General features: G+C 67.8%; 17 protein-coding genes. 3 read left to right on the forward strand and 14 right to left on the reverse strand.

Annotated elements, in window-relative coordinates:
* Positions 1–112 precede the first annotated feature (112 nt).
* From lpxB to rpsB, 14 genes are all read right to left on the reverse strand, one after another.
* Positions 113–1,246, reverse strand: coding sequence for a lipid-A-disaccharide synthase (gene lpxB / locus HTY53_RS14365; protein ID WP_254599963.1), 1,134 nt, complete (start codon positions 1,244–1,246; stop codon positions 113–115).
* A gap of 107 nt (positions 1,247–1,353) precedes the next feature.
* Positions 1,354–2,157 carry an acyl-ACP--UDP-N-acetylglucosamine O-acyltransferase gene (gene lpxA / locus HTY53_RS14370; protein ID WP_174107283.1) on the reverse strand — a complete coding sequence of 268 codons (804 nt, stop codon included), beginning with the start codon at positions 2,155–2,157 and terminating at the stop codon, positions 1,354–1,356.
* 96 nt (positions 2,158–2,253) lie between these two features.
* Positions 2,254–2,706 (reverse strand): 3-hydroxyacyl-ACP dehydratase FabZ, encoded by a 453-nt coding sequence (fabZ, locus tag HTY53_RS14375; RefSeq protein WP_174107284.1) that lies wholly within the window; start codon positions 2,704–2,706, stop codon positions 2,254–2,256.
* Entirely contained in the window at positions 2,703–3,809 is a 1,107-nt protein-coding gene (lpxD, locus tag HTY53_RS14380; protein ID WP_174107285.1) for a UDP-3-O-(3-hydroxymyristoyl)glucosamine N-acyltransferase, read from the reverse strand. Before lpxD ends, fabZ begins: the two co-directional genes overlap by 4 nt.
* A 34-nt stretch (positions 3,810–3,843) precedes the next feature.
* Positions 3,844–4,371 (reverse strand): OmpH family outer membrane protein, encoded by a 528-nt coding sequence (locus HTY53_RS14385; RefSeq protein WP_174107286.1) that lies wholly within the window; start codon positions 4,369–4,371, stop codon positions 3,844–3,846.
* A 13-nt stretch (positions 4,372–4,384) separates the two neighbouring features.
* Positions 4,385–6,685: an outer membrane protein assembly factor BamA gene (gene bamA / locus HTY53_RS14390; protein WP_174107287.1), complete on the reverse strand. Its 2,301-nt coding sequence runs from the start codon at positions 6,683–6,685 to the stop codon at positions 4,385–4,387.
* Positions 6,686–6,815: 130 nt separating this feature from the next.
* Positions 6,816–8,219 carry an RIP metalloprotease RseP gene (rseP, locus tag HTY53_RS14395; protein ID WP_174107288.1) on the reverse strand — a complete coding sequence of 468 codons (1,404 nt, stop codon included), beginning with the start codon at positions 8,217–8,219 and terminating at the stop codon, positions 6,816–6,818.
* Between the two features lie 14 nt (positions 8,220–8,233).
* Complete coding sequence (ispC, locus tag HTY53_RS14400) at positions 8,234–9,448, reverse strand: 1-deoxy-D-xylulose-5-phosphate reductoisomerase (RefSeq protein ID WP_174107289.1); 1,215 nt, start codon at positions 9,446–9,448, stop codon at positions 8,234–8,236.
* Between the two features lie 19 nt (positions 9,449–9,467).
* Positions 9,468–10,289: a phosphatidate cytidylyltransferase gene (locus tag HTY53_RS14405; protein WP_174107290.1), complete on the reverse strand. Its 822-nt coding sequence runs from the start codon at positions 10,287–10,289 to the stop codon at positions 9,468–9,470.
* A 44-nt stretch (positions 10,290–10,333) separates the two neighbouring features.
* Positions 10,334–11,104: an isoprenyl transferase gene (locus HTY53_RS14410; RefSeq protein WP_174107291.1), complete on the reverse strand. Its 771-nt coding sequence runs from the start codon at positions 11,102–11,104 to the stop codon at positions 10,334–10,336.
* A gap of 78 nt (positions 11,105–11,182) precedes the next feature.
* Entirely contained in the window at positions 11,183–11,743 is a 561-nt protein-coding gene (frr, locus tag HTY53_RS14415) for a ribosome recycling factor (RefSeq protein WP_174107292.1), read from the reverse strand.
* A 110-nt stretch (positions 11,744–11,853) separates the two neighbouring features.
* Entirely contained in the window at positions 11,854–12,564 is a 711-nt protein-coding gene (gene pyrH / locus HTY53_RS14420; RefSeq protein WP_006578101.1) for a UMP kinase, read from the reverse strand.
* Positions 12,565–12,881: 317 nt separating this feature from the next.
* Positions 12,882–13,760: a translation elongation factor Ts gene (tsf, locus tag HTY53_RS14425; RefSeq protein ID WP_174107293.1), complete on the reverse strand. Its 879-nt coding sequence runs from the start codon at positions 13,758–13,760 to the stop codon at positions 12,882–12,884.
* Positions 13,761–14,064: 304 nt separating this feature from the next.
* The gene (gene rpsB / locus HTY53_RS14430) at positions 14,065–14,808 is read right to left on the reverse strand and encodes a 30S ribosomal protein S2 (RefSeq protein WP_006578103.1); all 744 of its coding nucleotides are present in this window, start codon (positions 14,806–14,808) and stop codon (positions 14,065–14,067) included.
* 337 nt (positions 14,809–15,145) lie between these two features.
* Here rpsB and map point away from each other — a divergent pair, with 337 nt between their 5' ends.
* The 3 genes from map to HTY53_RS14445 all read left to right on the forward strand — a co-directional run bounded on the left by map (position 15,146) and on the right by HTY53_RS14445 (position 20,512).
* A complete protein-coding gene (map, locus tag HTY53_RS14435; RefSeq protein ID WP_174107294.1) occupies positions 15,146–15,964 on the forward strand; it encodes a type I methionyl aminopeptidase in 819 nt (272 codons plus the stop codon).
* Positions 15,965–16,079: 115 nt separating this feature from the next.
* A complete protein-coding gene (locus HTY53_RS14440) occupies positions 16,080–18,665 on the forward strand; it encodes a [protein-PII] uridylyltransferase (RefSeq protein ID WP_174107295.1) in 2,586 nt (861 codons plus the stop codon).
* A gap of 20 nt (positions 18,666–18,685) precedes the next feature.
* Positions 18,686–20,512 carry a pseudouridine synthase gene (locus HTY53_RS14445; protein WP_174107296.1) on the forward strand — a complete coding sequence of 609 codons (1,827 nt, stop codon included), beginning with the start codon at positions 18,686–18,688 and terminating at the stop codon, positions 20,510–20,512.
* Positions 20,513–20,556 lie beyond the last annotated feature (44 nt).

Genomic DNA, 20,556 nt, shown 5'->3' on the forward strand with positions numbered 1-20,556 from the left:
CCGGACCTCGTCGCCTTGGCCGCCGTGGCGGCCCTGGCGGGCGCACCGGCCTTGCCGGTCTTGCCGACCTGGGCGGTGCCGGTGCCGGGCGAGCGCGCAGGCAGCCGCGCCATCAGCCGGCCCTCCGGCTGCGCAGCAGATCGACCACCACGTCGGCGGCGATATCGGCAGTATTGCGGCGCAGGGTCTGGTGCATCTGCGTAAAGTGCTCGTACAGGAAGGCGGTGTTGTCCTGGTCGTTCAGCTGCAGCAGCGTCTCGCGCGCCAGCGCCTCGGGCGTGGCGTCGTCCTGCAGCAGCTCGGGCACGACGAAGCGTCCCGACAGGATATTCGGCAGGCCGACATAGGGCAAATAGCCCTGACGCTTCATGATCTGCGCGGTGAGCCAGGGCACCTTGTACGAGATCACCATCGGCTTCTTGTACAACGCCGCTTCCAGCGTGGCGGTGCCGCTGGCGAGCAGCACCACGTCGGCCGCTTCCATCGCCAGATGGGACTGGCCGTCGACGATGGTCACGTCGAGGTCGGGATACTCGCTGGCATGCGATTCGATCACCGCCCGCAGCGACGCATTGGCGGCCGGCACCACGAAGGCCAGCGCGTTGTCCATCTGCCGCATCTGGTTCATCGCGGCAAAAAAGGTCGCACCCAGATGCCGAACCTCGGACTGCCGGCTGCCCGGCAGCACCGCGACCACGCGGCGCCCGGCGGGCAGACCGAGCCTCGCCCGTGCGCCGTCGACGTCGGGCACCATCGGGATCACGTCGGCCAGCGGATGGCCCACATAGGTCGCCGCGATGCCGGCCTTGGCGTAGATCTCCGGCTCGAATGGAAACAGGCAAAGAATATGATCGACCGCACGCGCGATGGTGCGGATGCGCCCGCCCCGCCAGGCCCAGATCGATGGGCTGACGAAGTGCACCACCGGAATGCCGGCACGGCGCAGCGGCACTTCCAGCCCGAAGTTGAAATCGGGTGCGTCGACGCCGATGAAGCATAGCGGCGGATCGGCCAGCAGGCGGTCGCGGATCGCGCGGCGGGTGGCCAGAATCTCGCGCAGCGAGCCCAGCACCTCGACATAGCCGTTGACCGACAGCGTCTCCATCGGCCAGTGCGAGACGAAGCCCTGCGACATCATGCGTGCGCCGCCGATGCCCGAGTAGGACACCGCGTCGCCGAGCCGCGCACGCAGCCCCGCCAACAGCAGCGAGGCAAGCAGATCACCCGAGGCCTCGCCGGCCACCATTGCGATCTCGCCCCGCAATTGGGGCAGCGCCGACGACGCGGCGGCGGCTTGGGATTCCAGTACCGGGATCGGCTGCATTTTCGCGTCGGCCATGGCGACGCCGGGCTTCAGCGCACGATGCCGCGCTTGGTCGCGGCGATGAACTCGAGGAAGGCCCGCAGCGGCACAGCAGTGCTCGCATCGGCCTGGGTCAGCATCTGCCCGATCTCGGCCTGGGCCTCGTCGAAGCCAAGGTCCGACTTGTACAGCAGCTTGTAGGCCTGGCGCAGCGCGGCGATCTGGCCCGCATCGAAACCGCGGCGGCGCAACCCTTCGACGTTGATGCCGTGCGGCGTGGCCTTGTTGCCGTTCTTGTCGCTGGCCGCGATCACGAACGGCGGCACGTCCTGCACCAGCGCCGAGGCGCCGCCGAGCATCGCATGGTCGCCGATGCGCACGAACTGGTGCACCCCGCTCATGCCGCCGAGGATGGCCCAGTCGCCGACCTGCACATGGCCGGCGATCTGCGCATTGCTCGAGAACACCGTGTGATTGCCGACGCGGCAATCGTGCGCGATATGGACGTAGGCCATGATCCAGTTGTCGTTGCCGATGCTGGTCACGCCCTCGTCCTGCACCGTGCCGGTATGGATCGTGGTGAATTCGCGGATGCGGTTGCGGTCGCCGATCACCAGCCGGGTCGGCTCGTCGCGGTACTTCATGTCCTGCGGCGCGCCGCCGACCGAGGCGTACGGCCCGATGCGGTTGTCCTCGCCGACAGTGGTATGGCCTTCGATCGTGGTGTGCGAACCGATCACGGTACCGCTGCCGATCCGCACATGGGGACCGACGATGGAAAACGGTCCGACGCTGACGTCGGCCGCCAGTTCGGCCTTCGGGTCGACCAGGGCGGTGGGATGGATTTGCGTCATGCGTGAAAGTCCTATCGATCTTGTTGTGGGCGGCGCGCCCGCGTTCGCGCTTACGTTCGCGGGCGCCGCGTCAAGACGGCGCCAGGCGCCGTGTCTTCAGGCGTCGGCCTGCTTGACGGTGCACATCAGTTCGGCCTCGCAGGCGATCTTGTCGTCGACCGTCGCGTGCGCCTTGAATTTCCAGATGCCCCGGATGTAGCGCTCGACCGAGACATGCATATGCAGCTGGTCGCCCGGATAGACCACCTGCTTGAAGCGGGCGCCGTCGATGCCGACGAAGTAGTACAGCGAGCCTTCCTTGCGCTCCATGTCGGCGCCGAAGGTCAGCAGGCCGGCCGACTGCGCCAGTGCTTCGAGGATCATCACGCCGGGCATCACGGGCGCGCCGGGGAAATGGCCCTGGAAGTACGGCTCGTTGATGGTGACGTTCTTCAGCGTCTTGATGCGCTTCTGCGGTTCGAATTCGAGCACGCGATCCACCAGCAGGATCGGATAGCGATGCGGCAACAGCTTCAGAATCTGGCGGATGTCGATGTCGGTGGCGGTCATGATGATTTCTCTTCCGTATTCTTTGTCGTGGCGTCCGGGGCCTGCCCGCGCAGGCGCTTTTCGAGCTGCACCACGCGTTCGCGCAGCTTCGACAGCCCGCGCACGATGGCGGCGTTGCGCTCCCAGTCGCCATGCGGCAGGAACGGGAACACGCTGGTGAAGTGCTGACCCGGCTTCGTGATCGATTTGGTGATCGAGGTACCGCCCGACACCGTGGTGCGATCGGCGACCTGCAGATGGCCGGCGAAATTGGCCGAACCGCCGATCACGCAGAAGCGGCCCACCTTGGTGCTGCCGGCGATCGCGGCGCAGCCGGCGATCACGGTGTGGGCGCCGACGCGCACGTTATGCGCGATCTGGACCTGATTGTCGATCTTGCAGCCGTCCTCGATCACGGTATCGCCCATCGCGCCGCGATCGATCGCGGTGTTGGCGCCGATCTCGACATCGTTGCCGAGCACCGCGCGGCCGGTCTGCGGAATCTTGACGTATTCAACGCCGTCCGGGCGGATGTCCGGCGCAAAACCGAAACCGTCGGCACCGATTACCGCGCCGCTGTGCACGATGCACCGCTGCCCGACTACGCAAGCATGGTAGATCGACACATTGGCGTATAGCAGCGTATCGTCGCCGATCTGCGCGCCCGCGCCGATATAGGTGTTGGCCAGCACGCGCACGCGCTCGCCGAGCCGGGCGCCGGCTTCGATCACGACATTGGGGCCGATATAGCAGGAGGTGGGCACCACCGCGCCGTCGGCGACGCTGGCGCGCGGGTCGATGCCGGTGCGGGGGTCGTGGTTGGCGGCACGATCGAACTGCTGCGCGATGCGGGCGAAGCAGACGTAGGGGTTGCGCGCGACCAGCCAGTTGCGGCCGTCGGCACGGCCCTGCTCGCGAATGCGCTCGAGGTCGGCCGGCGAGACGATCACCGCGGCGGCCGAGGACGTCAGCGCCTGCGGCAGGTACAGCGGATTGGACAGGAAGGACAGCTGCCCTTCCCCGGCCTGATCGAGCGGCGCGAGGCCGCGCACGGCCAGCGTGGGATCACCCACAACTTGCGCGCCGGTGTCCGTGGCGAGCTGACCCAGTGTGGGTGTCTTCATCGCGGTACTTCCTGAAACGACGAACGCGGACGGCTTACTTGCCGCCGGCGTTCAGGGCCTTCATCACATCGTCGGTGATGTCGATGCGCGGATTGACGTAGACGGCTTCCTGCACGATCAGGTCGTACTTGCGCTGCTCCGCCAGTTGCCGGATCACCCGGTTGGCGCGCTCGAGCACCTGCGCCAGTTCCTCGTTGCGGCGCTGGTTCAGATCCTCGCGGAACTCGCGCTGCTTGCGCTGGAATTCGCGGTCCAGATCGGCCAGCTCGCGCTGACGGCGCTGACGGTCGGCATCGGCCAGCACGGCGGTGTCCTTGTCCAGCCGGTCGGCCATGCCCTTGATCTTCTGGGCCATGTCCTGCAGCTCGCGGTCGCGCTTGGAGAACTCCTGCTCCAGCTTGACCTGGGCCTGCTTGGCCGGCTGCGAATCGCGCAGGATGCGCTCGGAATTGACGGCGGCAATGCGGGTTTCCTGCGCGCTGGCGGGGGCGGCCACCGCCAGTGCGGCCGCCGCTCCGGCCGCGACGGCGAAGGACTGGATGATGCGGGTTGTATTTTTCATGAATCGACCTCTGTCAGAACGCGGTACCGATCTGGAACTGGAAGCGCTGGGTGCGGTCGCCCTCTTCGCGCTTGAGCGGGAAGCCCACGCTGACCTTCAGCGGTCCGATCGGCGACAGCCAGGACAGGCCGAGGCCGGTCGAATACCGCAGATCGCTGAAGCGCGGCGCCTCGCCTTCCTGGTACACGTTACCGAAATCAAAGAACGTAAAGAGCCGCAGCGTGCGGTCCACGCCGGAGCCCGGCAGCGGGAAGATGAATTCGACGTTGCCGATCACCTTCGAGGCGCCACCGATCGGGTTGCCGTTCTGGTCCTTCGGGCCCAGCGTGCTGGTCTGGTAGCCGCGCACCGAGCCGATACCGCCGGCGTAGAAATACTTGAAGACCGGGAAGTCCTTGCCGGCATAGCCGTGACCGTAGGCGATTTCGCCGTTGAATGCCAGCGTGAAGGCCTTCGACAGCGGGTAGTAGTACTGCTGCTGCAGCGTGGCGCGGTAGTACTGCGTGTCGCCGATGCCAGGCAGACCGACCTCGAGGTTGGCCTGCGTGTACGGGCCCTTGGTCGGGATCAGCGCGCTGTCGCGGCGATCGCGCGCCCAGCCGATCGTGAACGGGAAGTTGTTGGTGACGTCACCGTTCTCGCGCACCCAGCGCTGATACTGGATCGGCGTGTTGTTCGACACCGTCAGCTCGGTCCGCTCGTAGCCGATGCCGAAGAACACCGTGTCGTTCTCCGAGAACGGCACGCCGAACTTGAAGCTGCCGCCGGTCGACACGATCCGGTAATCCTGATCGCCGATGTAGTACAGCGGGCGCGAGGTCCGGTAGTAGATGTCGGTGGAGCGGCTGATGCCGTCGACGGTGAAATACGGGTCGTACTGCGTCAGGGCAATCGTGCGGAACGACTTCGCGGTGTTCACGTCCAGGCCCAGACTGGTACCCGAACCGAACACGTTGTCCTGACGCAGGCCGGCCTGCAGCACCAGCTTGTCGGTCGACGAGAAGCCCATGCCCAGGCTGATCTGGCCGGTCGGCTTCTCGGTGACGTTGACGTTCACATCGACCTGGTCGGGCGCGCCCGGCACGTCCTCGGTGGTGATGTTGGTGTCGGTGAAATAGCCGGTACGGTTGATGCGGGCCTGCGACTGCGTCAGCTTCTCGCTGTCGAACCACGAGCTCTCCATCTGGCGCATCTCGCGGCGCACCACCTCGTCGCGCGTCTTGCTGTTGCCGACCACGTTGACGCGGCGCACGTAGACGCGGCGGCCCGGGTCGACCATCAGCGTCAGCGCGACCTCGCGCTTCTCGCGGTCGATCTGCGGCTGCGGATTGATGGTGGTGAACGCATAGCCATAGGTGCCCATCAGGTCGGTGATGGCCTTGGTGCTCTGCGTCAGCTTTTCCGACGAGAAGATGTCGCCCTTCTTCAGGGTCAGCAGCTTCTCCATTTCTTCCTGCTTGCCGAGCAGCTCGCCCGCCAGGCGGATGTCGGACACCTTGTACTGGTCGCCTTCCTTGATGTTCAGCGTCAGGTAGATGTCCTTCTTGTCCGGCGTGATCGACACCTGGGTCGATTCGATCGCGAACTCCAGATAGCCGCGGTTCAGGTAGAACGAGCGCAGCGCCTCGAGGTCGGCGGTCAGCTTCTGCTTCGAGTACAGATCGTTCTTGGTGTACCAGGACAGCCAGTTCGGCGTCGACAGCTGCATCTCGTCGCGCAGCGTGCCTTCCTTGAAGGCCTTGTTGCCGACGATATTGATCTGGCGGATCTTGGCGATCGGGCCTTCGTCGACGTTGAAGACGACCGACACGCGGTTGCGGTCCACCGGCGTGATCGTGGTCTGCACCTCGGCCGCGTAGTAGCCGCGCGCGACATACTGGCGCTTCAGTTCCTGCTCGGCCTTGTCGATCAGCGCGCGGTCGTAGTAGCGCGCTTCGGCCACGCCGACGGCCCGCAGCGAACGGCGCAGCGTGTCCTTGTCGAATTCCTTGATGCCGACGAACTCGAGCTGCGAGATGGCCGGGCGTTCCTCGACGTGGACGACCAGCACGCCGTCCTCGGCGCGGATCTGCACGTCCTTGAAGAAGCCGGTGTTGTAGAGCGCGCGGATTGCGTCGGCGCCCTTGTCGTCGGTGAAGGTCTCGCCTACCTTGACTGGCAGATAGCCGAAGACCGTGCCCGGTTCGACCCGCTGCAGACCTTCGACTCGAATATCCCTGACCACAAACGGATCCGCGGCCCAGCCCGCCGGTGCCCAGGCCGCGATGATGGCACTCGCCAGCATGCTAAGCGAGATGCGCTTATGTCTGATCAATCTTGATCCCCTCTTTGATTCCATGCAGGATTGGGCTCTGATGCTTCGCCGGGCGGCCTCGCGACGAGGTCCGCAACGGTATGCCGTGGCCGGTGCCGCGGCAAGCCGCTACGTCGTTGCGCACCGGATTCTAGCTGCGCGCAAGAAACAGGCGGCTGACGTCGTTGAACAAGGCGAGCGAAGTCAGGAGCAAGATGCAGGCAATGCCGACCTTCTGCAGCACAGCCTGCCAGTGGTCTGGAACGGGCCTGCCAGTCAAAAATTCAACGCAATAATACAGCAAATGCCCCCCGTCCAATACCGGAATGGGTAACAAATTCAATACGCCGAGGCTGACGCTGACCAATGCCAGGAAGCCGATGAACGGTTGCCAGCCGAGGTCCGCGGCCTTGCCCGCGTAGTCGGCCACGGTCAGCGGACCGCTGAGGTTCTGCAGCGAAGCCTGGCCGATCAGCATGCGGCCGAGCAGCTTCAGCGACAGCACGCTCGTGTCCCACACCTGCTGTCCGGCACGGGCGAGCGCCGCCAGCGGGGCATCGCGCACAGTTTCCATCTGCACCGCCTGCGCCAGCGCCGCGCCGAGCTTGCCGGCAGTGGCCGCTTTTGCCTCGCCTTCCCCCTTGCCCTCACCGTCGCCCGGCACCGCGTCGATCTTCACCGGCACCTGCAGCGTCTTTCCTTCCCGTTCGATCGACAGCGTCGCCTGCGCGCCCGGATTCGCGCGCACCGCGCGGATCAGCTGATCGGCCTGGCGGATCGGCTCGCCCTGCCACGCCAGCACGCGGTCGCCCGCGCGCAGGCCCGCGCGTTCGGCGGCGGAATCGGGCAGCACTTCGCGGATCGTCACCGGGCCGCCCTTGAGCGCGAGCCCGAGCGTCGCCAGCGGATCGCGCTGCGGATCGCCGCCGGTATTGGGCAGACGCGCGATAGGCAGATCGCGCTCGGCGCCATCGGCCCCGCGCACGCGCAGCACCGCCCCCGCGCCATCGAACCCCTGCGCCATCACGGCCATGCGCAGATCGTTCCAGGAACGCACCGCCTCGGTCTCGTCGTTGGCGGTCAGCGACAGCACGCGGTCGCCGTCGCGCACGCCGGCCTGGGCCGCGGCCGTACCGGCCACGGGCGCCGCCAGCACCGGCGCGGGCTCCTGCATGCCGCCGGCGAACAGCGTGAAATACAGCACGATCGCGAGCAGGAAGTTGGCGACCGGTCCGGCCGCGACGATGGCGATGCGCTTGCCGACCGGCTGGCGGTTGAAGGCGCGCGGCAGGTCGGCCGGGTCATAAGGAGGATCGCGCTCGGGATCGCGTTCGCGCTCGTCGAGCATCTTGACGTAGCCGCCCAGCGGAATCGCCGCGAGCGTCCATTCGGTGCGGTCGCGATGGCGCGACACCCAGCGCAGCAACGGCCGACCGAAGCCGATCGAGAAGCGCAGCACCTTGACACCGCAGGCGCGTGCGGCCAGGTAGTGGCCCATCTCGTGCACGTAGATCAGGATGCCGAGCGCAACGATGAAGGCGAGGATGGTTTGCATGGCGGCGATCCGGTTCAGCTGGGCGTGGCCGCGCCGGCCGTGGCGCCGATGCGTGCCCCGCCCCCTGCCTGCACCAGCGCGCGGGCCAGCGTCCGGGCCTGTTGGTCGGCCTGCAGCACCGCGTCGAGCGAATCGGCCGCATGGCGCGGGCCCTGCTCGAGCACGCGCGCCACCACGCCGGCGATATCGGTGAAGCGGATCTGGCCCTGCAGGAAGCTGTCGACCGCGACCTCGTTGGCGGCGTTCAGCACCGCGGGCGCCACGCCGCCGGCACGCAGCGCGTCGAAGGCGAGCGCCAGGCACGGAAAGCGCTGCAGGTCCGGCGTCTCGAAGGCCAGCGTGCCGGCCGCGACCAGATCCAGCGGCGACACCCCGGCGTCGATGCGCTCGGGATAGGCCAGCCCATAGGCGATCGGCGTACGCATGTCGGGGTTGCCGAGCTGCGCCAGCACCGAGCCGTCGGCGTAGGCGACCATCGAATGGACGATGCTCTGCGGGTGGATCAGCACCTCGATGCGTTCGGCCGGCGCGCCGAACAGCCAGTGGGCCTCGATCACCTCCAGGCCCTTGTTCATCATGGTGGCCGAATCGACCGAGATCTTGCGCCCCATCACCCAGTTCGGGTGCGCGCAGGCCTCGTCGGGGGAAATGTCGTGCAGCGAGGCCGGATCGCGCGTGCGGAACGGCCCGCCCGAAGCGGTCAGCACCACGCGCGCGACGCCGGCCCGATAGCGCGGATCGTCGAACGGCAGGCACTGGAAGATCGCGTTGTGCTCGCTGTCGATCGGCAGCAGCGTCGCGCCGTGCTCGCGCACCGCGTCCATGAAGATGGCGCCGGACATCACCAGCGCCTCCTTGTTGGCCAGCAGCACGCGCTTGCCGGCCCGCGCCGCGGCCAGCGTCGGCCGCAGCCCGGCCGCGCCGACGATGGCGGCCATTACGGTGTCGGCCTCGCCGTCGGCGGCGACCTCGGCCAGTGCGGCATCGCCGTGCAGCACCTCGGTGGCCACGCCGGCCACGCGAAGCCGCTCGCGCAGCTCGGCCGCCGCGCTCTCGCTGCCGACCACGGCGCGCGCCGGGTGGAACTCTGCGCAGCGCTCGGCCAGCTTGTCGATCTGGCGATGCGCGGTCAGCGCATGCACGGCATAGCGCTCGGGATGGCGCCGGATCACGTCCAGCGTGCTGTCGCCGATCGAGCCGGTGGCGCCAAGGACGGTAATGCGACGCATGAAAGAGGCCTGGGGAAAATCAGAGATACAGGATCAGCAGCGCGGCCAGCGGCAGCACCGGCAGCAGCGCGTCGATACGGTCGAGCACGCCGCCGTGCCCCGGCAGCAGCCGGCTGCTGTCCTTCTTGCCGACCTGCCGCTTGAGCAGCGATTCGAACAGATCGCCCACGACGCTGGCGATCACCATCAGCGTCGTCAGCAGCGCCACCGTCAGCAGGCCGCTGCGGTCGGCCACGCGGTCGAACCAGGTCGGCGCGAAGACATGGGTGGCGGCAAGCGACAGCGCCACGGCCAGCGCGAACAGCCAGCCGCCGATCGCGCCCTCCCACGACTTGCCGGGGCTGATCGACGGCGCCAGCTTGCGCCGGCCGATCGCCTTGCCGACGAAATACGCGCCGATATCGGCGGCCCAGACCAGCGCGGCGGCCGACAGCAGCACGCCGACGCCCAGGCCGCGCAGCAGCATCGCGGCGTGGCCGAAGGCGGGCAGGATCACCAGGCCGACCAGGCCGGCGACGATCGCGAAGGCCGGCGTGGCCTTGCGCACGCCGCGCGCCAGCAGCACGATGGCGACGCCCCAGGCGACCACCGAGGCCTGCATCAGCCACAGCATCGCGCCGCGCGCCGGCACGTCATGCCAGGCGATCATCGCGACCACGCAGGCGATCGCATAGATCCACGGGCCCGCGCCGCGCAGGCCAAGCAGGCGGCCGAATTCCCAGGCGGCCAGCGCCACGATCACCGCCATCAGGCCGGCCAGCGCCGCGGGCGGCGCCAGGAACAGGATCGGCAGGATCAGCAGCAACAGGCACAGGGCGGTGATGACACGGGTAAGAAGCATGCGCTGCGAGTCCCGGTTGGTTCGATGGCTGGCGGCCGGCCCGCTTACGCGGTGCCGGACAGCCCGGACGGCGCGACGACCTGCGCGCTGGTACGGCCAAAACGCCGTTCGCGCTGCCGGTACGAGGCGAACGCCTTGTCCAGTTCGGCCGCGTCGAAGTCGGGCCAGAACACATCGGTGAAGTACAGCTCGGAATAGGCCAGCTGCCACAGCAGGAAATTGCTGATGCGCTGCTCGCCGCCGGTGCGAATGAACAGGTCCGGCTCGGGCGCGTAGGCCATCGCCAGGTGCGGCGCCAGCGTCGATTCCTCGATCGTCGAGGGGTCGAGCATCGGTTGCTGCAGCAGCATCTTGCGGACTGCCTGCAGCAGATCCCAGCGGCCGCCATAGTTTGCGGCGATGGTCACCGTCAGGCCGGTATTGCCGGCCGTGCGGCGCTCGGCGTCGGCAATCAGCTGCTGAATGCGCGGGCTGAAGCGGCTCAGGTCGCCAACCACCTTCAGGCGGATATTGTTGGCGTGCATCTTCACCACCTCGCGCCGCAGCGACATCATGAACAGCCGCATCAGGAAGGTGACCTCGTCGGCCGGCCGCCGCCAGTTCTCGGAACTGAAGGCGAACAGCGTCAGGTACCGGACCCCTCGCACCGCGCACGCCTCCACCACGGTACGTACCGCATCGAGGCCGCGGCTATGGCCGGCGACCCGCGGCAGATGCCGCTGCGTGGCCCAGCGCCCGTTGCCATCCATGATGATGGCGACGTGGGCCGGTACGTAACCGGTTTCGGGGATGGCAAGTGTGGAACTGATGTGCATGATGGTGGACGGGTCCCCGGCAGCGTCGCCGCGCCGCCCGCCCGGCAAACCGGTGGGCTGGCGCGAAGGCCGCGCGGCTCAGACCGTCATGATCTCCTTGTCCTTCTCGGCGACCAGCTTGTCGATCTCGGCGACATAGCGGTCGGTCAGCTTCTGCACCTCGTCCTGGCCGCGACGCTCGTCGTCTTCCGAGATGCTCTTGTCCTTGACCAGCTTCTTGAACTGTTCGTTCGCGTCGCGGCGCAGATTGCGCACCGCCACCTTGGCGCTCTCGCCCTCGCCCTTGACCACCTTGGTCAGCTCCTTGCGGCGCTCCTCGGTCAGCGGCGGCATCGGCACGCGGATCACGTCGCCCATGGTGGCGGGGTTCAGGCCCAGGTCGGCGTCGCGGATGGCCTTCTCGACCGCGCCGACCATCTTCTTTTCCCACGGCTGCACGCTGATGGTGCGGGCATCGGCCAGGCCGATATTGGCGACCTGGCTGATCGGCACCGGCGAGCCATAGTATTCGACCTGGACATGGTCGAGCAGACCGGTGTGGGCACGACCCGTGCGGATCTTGGCCAGATCGGCCTTGAACGCTTCGATGGTCTTCTGCATCTTCTGCTCGGCGCTCTTCTTGATGTCGGCGACGCTCATCATAACCTCCGGAAAACTGGCTGCGATGGCCCCGGCGGACGGGGCCGAAAACGAATCATTCTACTCTGTGCCGTTGCGTGCGCCACCTCGCGGCGGGCCCGCCCGGCGCCTCAAACGTGGACCAGCGTACCTTCGTCCTCGCCCAGGATCACGCGCTTGAGCGCGCCCGGCTTGACGATCGAGAACACCTTGATCGGCAGCTTCTGGTCGCGGCACAGCGCGAAGGCGGTCGCGTCCATCACCTGCAGATTGCGGGAGATCGCCTCGTCGAAGCTGATCGTGGTGTAGCGCGTGGCGCTGGGGTCCTTCTTCGGATCGGCGGTATAGACGCCGTCGACCTTGGTGGCCTTGAGCACCACCTCGGCACCGATCTCGGAGCCGCGCAGCGCGGCAGCGGTATCGGTGGTGAAGAACGGGTTGCCGGTGCCGGCGGCGAAAATCACCACCTTGCCCTCTTCCAGCTGGCGGATCGCGCGCGGGCGGATATAGGGCTCGACCACCTGGTCCATGCGCAGCGCCGATTGCACCCGGCCTTCGATATTGGCGTGCCGCATCGCGTCCTGCAGCGCCAGCGCGTTCATCATCGTGGCCAGCATGCCCATGTAGTCGGCGGTCGCGCGGTCCATGCCGGCGGCGCCGCCGGCGACGCCGCGGAAGATGTTGCCGCCGCCGATCACCACTGCCACCTGCACGCCGAGCTTCACGATCTCGGCAATATCATTGACCATGCCTTCGATCGTGGACCGGTTGATGCCGAAGGCATCGTCGCCCATCAGGGCCTCACCGGACAGTTTCAAAAGGACGCGCTTGTAGGCTGGCATATTCACCCTCGGGCTGGTTCGAGTCTTCGATCTGGGCCTCGCCCCGGGGGGCGGATGCCGCCGGGACCAAGCCGGCTTTCCCCGTGGCCCGGGCGCGTCGGCAGGCCGCGGGGGCGGTGCCAGTCAAAACGGGCGACGGCGAAAACGGGCTCCGCGGCCGGCCTGCGGGCCGGCGCGCTGGACGCATGCGCCGGCCGTTCGGGCGGCACGCGCCATTGTTCTCTCTTCTTGTGCCGAGGGGCACCTCTCGGTGCCCCTCGCGATTATACGGCGGGCCGTCATGGCGCCAGACCGGCGCCAGCCTCCCGCCCGGGATATCAGCCCTTCTGCGCGGCGGCGACCTGCGCGGCCACTTCGGCAGCGAAGTCGTCCTGACGCTTCTCGATGCCCTCGCCGACCACGAACAGCGTGAAGCCCTTGACCGTGGTGTTGGCGGCCTTGAGCATCTGCTCGACGGTCTGCTTGTCGTTCTTCACGAACGGCTGGTTCAGCAGCGAGACTTCCTTCAGGTACTTCTGCACCGAGCCTTCCACCATCTTGGCGGTGATCTCGGCCGGCTTGCCCGACTCGGCAGCCTTCTGCTCGGCGATGCTGCGCTCCTTGGCGATCAGATCGGCCGGCACGTCGGCCGACGACAGCGCCACCGGCTTCATCGCGGCGATGTGCATGGCGACGTCCTTGGCGGCGACTTCATCGCCGTCGAACTCGACCATCACGCCGATACGGGTGCCGTGCAGGTACGAGACCAGCTTGCCGCCGCCGTCATAGCGGGCGAAACGGCGGATCGTCATGTTCTCGCCGATCTTGCCGATCAGCGCCGAACGGACCTGGTCGACCGTCTGGCCGTCCAGCGGCAGCGCCGACAGCGCGGCCACGTCGGCCGGGTTCTGCTTGGCGACCAGCTCGGCGACCTTGGCCGAGAAGCCCAGGAAGTCGTCGTTCTTCGAGACGAAATCGGTCTCGCAGTTCAGTTCGACCAGCGCACCGGTGGTGCCGTCGATGAAGGCAGCGACCACGCCTTCGGCGGTCACGCGCGAAGCGGCCTTGCTGGCCTTGTTGCCCAGCTTGACGCGCAGCAGCTCTTCGGCCTTGGCCAGGTCGCCGTCGGCTTCGGTCAGGGCCTTCTTGCACTCCATCATCGGCGCGTCGGTCTTCGCGCGCAGTTCAGCCACCATGCTTGCGGTAATTGCCGCCATTTGTCACTCCTTGATTGGTTCACGCACCGCCCGGTCCGCCGAGCCACGATGCTCGGCGCCAGCCGGTGGCGTGGTGTTCAACGACTCATCCGCCGCGATCGTAACCACGCCGGATGACAATCATTCCTGCTTGCCTGCTTCCTGTTGCTTGTCGCCCGCTTCCGGGCTCGCGCGAACCGCGCGCATTCAAAAAAGGGGGCGTACCATGTCGCCCCCTTTTCTGGTGGTCGCGCGGCCGGCGATGCCGCCGCGCGCCACGGGTCCGTCAGGGCCGTTCGGGCCGCTCAGACCTGGAGGCCCGGCCTCAGGCTTCCTCGACTTCGACGAAGTCGTCGCTGCCACGGACCGCTTCGACCACGTCCTGCACCGCGTTGGCGCGGCCTTCCAGGATCGCGTCGGCGACGCCGCGCACATACAGCGCAACCGCCTTGCTCGAGTCGTCGTTGCCCGGGATCACATAGTCGATGCCGTCCGGCGAGTGGTTGGTATCGACCACGCCGATCACCGGAATGCCCAGCTTGTTGGCTTCGGTCACGGCAATCTTGTGGTAGCCGACGTCGACCACGAAGATCGCGTCAGGAATGCCGCCCATGTCCTTGATGCCGCCGATCGACTTCTCGAGCTTTTCCATCTCGCGCTCGAACATCAGCGCTTCCTTCTTGCTCATGGTGTCCAGCGCGCCGGCTTCCTTGGCGGCTTCCATGTCCTTCAGGCGCTTGATCGAGATCTTGACCGTCTTGAAGTTGGTCAGCATGCCGCCGAGCCAGCGGGCATCGACGTACGGCATGCCGGCGCGGCCCGCTTCCTCGGCCAGGATCTCGCGCGACTGGCGCTTGGTGCCGACGAACAGGATGGTGCCGCGATTCGCTGCCAGCTGACGCACATACTTCAGTGCGTCCTGGAACATCGGCAGCGTCTTTTCCAGGTTGATGATGTGGATCTTGTTGCGATGGCCGAAGATGAACGGGGCCATCTTGGGGTTCCAGAAGCGGGTCTGGTGGCCGAAGTGGCAACCGGCTTCCAGCATTTCGCGCATGGTGACGGACATTGAATTCTCCAAAAGGGTTCGGTCTGAAGTCCGCCCCGACATTCCTGAACAGGAACACCCCGGATGGACGGACTCGCGATTTCGCGGACGTGGCATACTGCGCCACCCCGCACCCGCCAGGCGAAGCCAAGCGAGCCCGCGATTGTAGCAACATCTCTGCCATCGCTCAAGCCCGCCCGAGGCCGGCAAACTCGGGAGGCACCGTCACGGTGCGGCGCCGGCTTCTCTCCGCCGCGGGGTGCGGCCGGGTCCCGATGGTGCGATAATTCCGGTTTGCCAATCCAGAAACGGGCGTCAACCCCACTTGCCGCCCGGCTCTCATTTTCCGCGTCGCAGCATGAGCATCCATTTGAAGACCGCCGAAGACATCGCCCAGATGCGCGTCGCCTGCCGGCTGGCCAGCGAAGTCCTCGACTACATCACGCCGTTCGTGAAGCCCGGCGTCACCACCGGCGAGCTTGACCGCCTGTGCCACGCCTATATGCGTGACGTACAAGGCACGGTGCCTGCGCCGCTGAACTATGCGCCGCCCGGCTATCCGCCCTTCCCCGGCGCGATCTGCACCTCGGTCAACGACGTGATCTGCCACGGTATCCCAGGCGAGCGCGTGCTCAAGAACGGCGACGTGGTCAACCTCGACATCACGGTGATCACCAAGGAAGGCTATTACGGCGACACCAGCCGCATGTTCATCGTCGGCGAGGGTTCGATCCTGGCCAAGCGCCTGACCCAGGTGACGTTCGAATGCATGTGGAAGGGCATCGCCCAGGTGCGTCCGGGCGCCAGGCTGGGCGACATCGGCCACGTGATCCAGCAGCATGCGGAAGCGGCCGGCTACAGCGTGGTGCGGGAATACTGCGGCCACGGCATCGGCAAGAACTTCCACGAGGATCCGCAGATCCTGCATTACGGCCGCCCCGGCACCGGCATGGAACTGCAGGCGGGCATGATCTTCACGATCGAGCCGATGATCAACGCGGGCAAGCGCGACATCCGCACGATGCCCGACCAGTGGACCGTCAAGACGCGCGACCGCAGCCTGTCGGCGCAATGGGAACACACCGTGCTGGTGACCGACACGGGCTACGAGGTGCTGACGGTCTCCGCCGGCACGCAGGCGCCGCCCGCCTTCATCACCGACACGCTCGCGGCCTGATCGCAGGGGGCGCCGGGAGGCGCCCCTGTCGTTTGGGCCTTGCCGATCCCGCCCGCTCGCCGACATACGCTGCCCCCGCCCTCCTTCGCCCATGTCGACCCAACCCGCCCAAGCCATGGACTCCTCTCCGGAACTGCTGCTCGCCACGCGCGTGCGCGACCGGCTCAAGGCCGACAAGCAGGCGCTGTTCGACGCCTTCACCGGCGGCGGCCAGGTCGGCACGCTGCTGACGCGGCTGCGTCAGGCGGTCGACCAGGCGCTGGTCGAATGCTGGCGCGGCCTCGGGCTGCCGTCCGGGATGGCGCTGGTGGCCGTGGGCGGCTACGGCCGCGGCGAGCTGTTCCCGCACTCGGACGTCGACGTGCTGCTGCTGTTGCCGGCCGAGCCCGATGCCGACACCGTGGGCCGCATGGAGAAGTTCATCGGCCTGTGCTGGGACCTGGGGCTGGAGATCGGCTCGTCGGTGCGCACCGTCGAGGACTGCCTGCGCGAGGCGCGCCACGACGTGACGATCCGCACCGCGCTGCTCGAAGCCCGGCTTGTCACCGGCAACCGCACGCTGTTCGCCGATCTGCAGGCGCGCTATCGCGCCGAGCTCGACCCGCGCGCCTTCTTCCAGGCCAAGCTGCTCGAACTGCGCCAGCGCCACGCCAAGTACCAGGACACGCCCTACGCGCTCGAGCCGAACTGCAAGGAAAGCCCGGGCGGCCTGCGCGATCTGCAGGTGATCCTGTGGATGACCCAGGCGGCCGGCTACGGCGACAGCTGGAAGGAGCTGCGCGACAAGGGCCTGCTGACCGAGCGCGAGGCGCAGGAGCTGACGCGCAACGAGCGCCTGCTCAAGACCATCCGCGCCCGCCTGCATCTGCTGGCCGGCCGCCGCCAGGACGTGCTGGTGTTCGACCTGCAGACCGCGCTGGCCGAGGCCTTCGGCTATCGGCAGAACGCCAACAAGCGCGCCAGCGAGCAGCTGATGCGGCGTTACTACTGGGCCGCCAAGGCGGTGACCCAGCTCAACAGCGTGCTGCTGCTCAATATCGAGGCGATGCTGTTCCCCAGCGAGTCGAAGGTCACGCGCGTGCTGAACGAGCGTTTCGTCGAGCGCCAGGGCATGCTGGAAATCACCAGCGACGACCTGTACGAACGCAATCCGCACGCGATCCTCGAAACGTTCCTGCTGTACGAGCGCACGCCCGGCGTCAAGGGCCTGTCGCCCCGGACGCTGCGCGGCCTGTACAACGCGCGCACGGTGATGGACGCGCGCTGGCGCAACGATCCGGTCAATCGCCAGCAGTTTCTGGCGATCATCCAGGAGCCGCAGGGCATCACGCACGCGTTGCGGCTGATGAACCAGACCAGCGTGCTGGGCCGCTATCTGATCAACTTCCGGCGCATCGTCGGCCAGATGCAGCACGACCTGTTCCACGTCTACACCGTGGACCAGCACATCCTGATGGTCGTGCGCAACATGCGGCGGTTCGCCATCGTCGAGCACACCCACGAATTCCCGTTCTGCAGCCAGCTGATGGCGAACTTCGACAAGCCGTGGGTGCTGTGGCTGGCGGCGCTGTTCCACGATATCGCCAAGGGCCGTGGCGGCGACCATTCGAAACTCGGCACTGCCGATGCCCGCCGCTTCTGCCGGCAGCACGGTATCGCGCGCGAGGACGCCAATCTGATCGCCTGGCTGGTCGAGCATCATCTGACGATGAGCCATGTCGCGCAGAAGCAGGACATGACCGACCCCGAGGTCGTCCATGCCTTCGCCCGCGTGGTCGGCAACGAACGCTATCTGACCGCGCTGTATCTGCTGACGGTGGCCGATATCCGCGGCACCAGCCCCAAGGTCTGGAACGCGTGGAAGGGCAAGCTGCTCGAGGACCTGTACCGCATCACGCTGCGCGTGCTCGGCGGCGCGCGCGTCGATCCGCATTCGCTGTGGGCGCAGCGGCGCGAGGAAACCATCGCCGCGCTGCGGCTGCAGGCCTTCGATCCGGCCCGCGCGGAGGCGCTGTGGGAACGGCTCGACGTGGCCTTCTTCCTGCGCCACGACGCGCGCGACATTGCCTGGCTGACGCGCCATCTGGCCGACCGCGTCGACAGCGCGCAGCCGGTGGTCAAGGCGCGCGTGTCGCCGGCCGGCGAAGGGCTGCAGGTCGCGGTCTACGCCAAGGATCAACCCGATCTGTTCGCGCGCATCTGCGGCTATTTCGAGCGCAAGGGCTTCTCGATCCAGGAAGCCAAGATCCACACCACGCGGCATGGCTACGCGCTGGATACCTTCCAGGTGTTCGATCCCGGCGTGGTCGGCGGCGGACGCGAAACCTACCGCGACATCATCGCGCTGGTCGAGCACGAGCTGTGCGAGCGGCTGACGCACCAGGCGCCGCTGCCCGAGCCATCGCCCGGCCGGCTGTCGCGCCAGTCGCGCAGCTTCCCGATCAAGCCGCGGGTCGATCTGCGGCCCGACGAGCGCGGCCAGTACTTCCTGCTCGAACTGTCGGCCAACGACCGCACCGGCCTGCTGTACGCGATCGCCCGCGTGCTCGGCCGCCACCATATCTCCGTGCATACCGCACGCATCAACACGCTGGGCGAACGGGTCGAGGACATGTTCCTCGTCGACGGCAGCCGCCTTGCCGCCGACAACCGGCTCGAAATCCAGCTTGAACAGGACCTGCTCGCGGCGCTCGACATCTGAGCCGCGACACCATTGAAACCATGAGCGATCAACCCTCCCCCAAGCGCAAGACCTTGGGACTGAAACCCGCCGCCGCCAACAACGGTACCGGCGCGGCGCGCAAGAGCGGCGCCACCCGGCCGGTGCGCGTGTCGGATCTGAACCGGCGCCGCGTACAGACCGTGGCCGAAGGGGTGCGCGCGGCCTACGAACGCGCCGAGGCCAGCGGCAAGCCGCGCAAGCAAGGCGGCGCCCGGCCGGCGCCGGATGCGCGCGGCCCGCGCCGCCCCGGCAGCGACGAGCGCGCTCCCCGCCGATTCGGCGACAACGAGCGGGCACCACGCCGTACCGGCGGCGATGAGCGGGGCCCGCGCCGCTTCGGCGACGATCAGCGGCCGCCGCGCCGCCTCGGCGCCGACGAGCGGCCGCCGCGTCGTAGCGGTGATGATGAGCGCGGCCCGCGCCGTTTCGGCAGCGACGAGCGGCCGCCGCGCCGACTGGGCGCCGACGAGCGGCCGCCACGCCGTACCGGTGGCGATGAGCGCGGCCCGCGCCGTTTCGGCGGCGACGAGCGGCCGGCGCGCCGCCTTGGCGCCGCCGAGCGGCCGCCGCGTCGTACCGGTGATGATGAGCGCGGCCCGCGCCGTTTCGGCGGCGACGAGCCGCGCGAACGGCAGGCGCGTTGGGGAGAGCGGAGCGAACGCGGAGAACGGTCCGAGCGCGGCGCGCGTCCGCCACGTCCCGAGCGCGGCGACCGCCCCGCCGCCGGCCCGCGCCGGGAATATGGAAGCGATCGCGGCGAACGCCCGGCACGCGGCGAACGCAGCGAATACGCGCCCCGCCGCACGACCGCGCCGCGCGCAGCCGAAGCCGACTCCCGCGAGCGCCCTGCCCGGCCGCGCCCTCCGCAAAACAATGCTGGCGACCTCCGCCCGGCCCGCTCCGGCTTCGGCGCCGGCACCGGCCGCGCCCCCAAACCGGGCAGCGCACGCTCGCGCGACAACGCGCCACCGGCCGCCCAGACACATACCGCGATCCGCAGCCCGGCCCGCCCGCCATCGAGCGCGCATGCCGCCGGCGCGGCCCACGGCGACGATGGGCTCGTGCGCCTGTCCAAGCGGATGTCCGAACTGGGCTTGTGCTCGCGCCGCGAGGCCGACGAATGGATTCCACGCGGCTGGGTGCTGGTCGACGGCAAGCCGGTAACCGAGCTGGGCACGCGGATCCGTCCCGACGCGACGATCGAGATCCAGCAGGCGGCCCGTTCGGAACAGGGCGAGCGCGTTACCGTGCTGCTGCACAAGCCGATCGGCTATGTGTCCGGCCAGGCCGAGGAAGGCTATCAGCCGGCGGCCGCGCTGTTTACCGCCGAGAACCAGTGGGAAGACGATCCGACTCGCAAGCGCTACGCACCGTGGCAGCACAAGGGCCTGGCGCCGGCCGGCCGCCTCGATATCGATTCGACCGGCCTGCTGGTGCTGACGCAGGACGGCCGCATCGCGCGCCAGCTGATCGGCGAGGACTCCAACATCGAGAAGGAATATCTGGTGCGGGTGGTCTGGGAGGACGCGCCCGATGGCCCCGTCGAGCGCAATATCTCGGCCGTGTTCCCCGCCGATCGGCTCGAGAAGCTGCGCCACGGCCTGTCGCTCGACGGCGAGCCGCTCAAGCCGGCCAAGGTCAGCTGGCAGAACGAGGAGCAGTTGCGCTTCGTGCTGCGCGAAGGCAAGAAACGGCAGATCCGCCGGATGTGCGAGCAGGTCGGCCTGAAAGTGGTCGGACTGAAGCGCGTCCGCATGGGCCGCATCGTGCTGGGCGACCTGCCGGTCGGCCAGTGGCGCTTCCTGGGGCCGTTTGAAAAGTTCTGAGTCAGTTGATGGCGGCGCGCGAGGCGCGCCGCTCTGACGCGTAC

This window comes from Cupriavidus gilardii (genome assembly GCF_013314895.1).
Lineage (GTDB): Bacteria > Pseudomonadota > Gammaproteobacteria > Burkholderiales > Burkholderiaceae > Cupriavidus > Cupriavidus gilardii_C.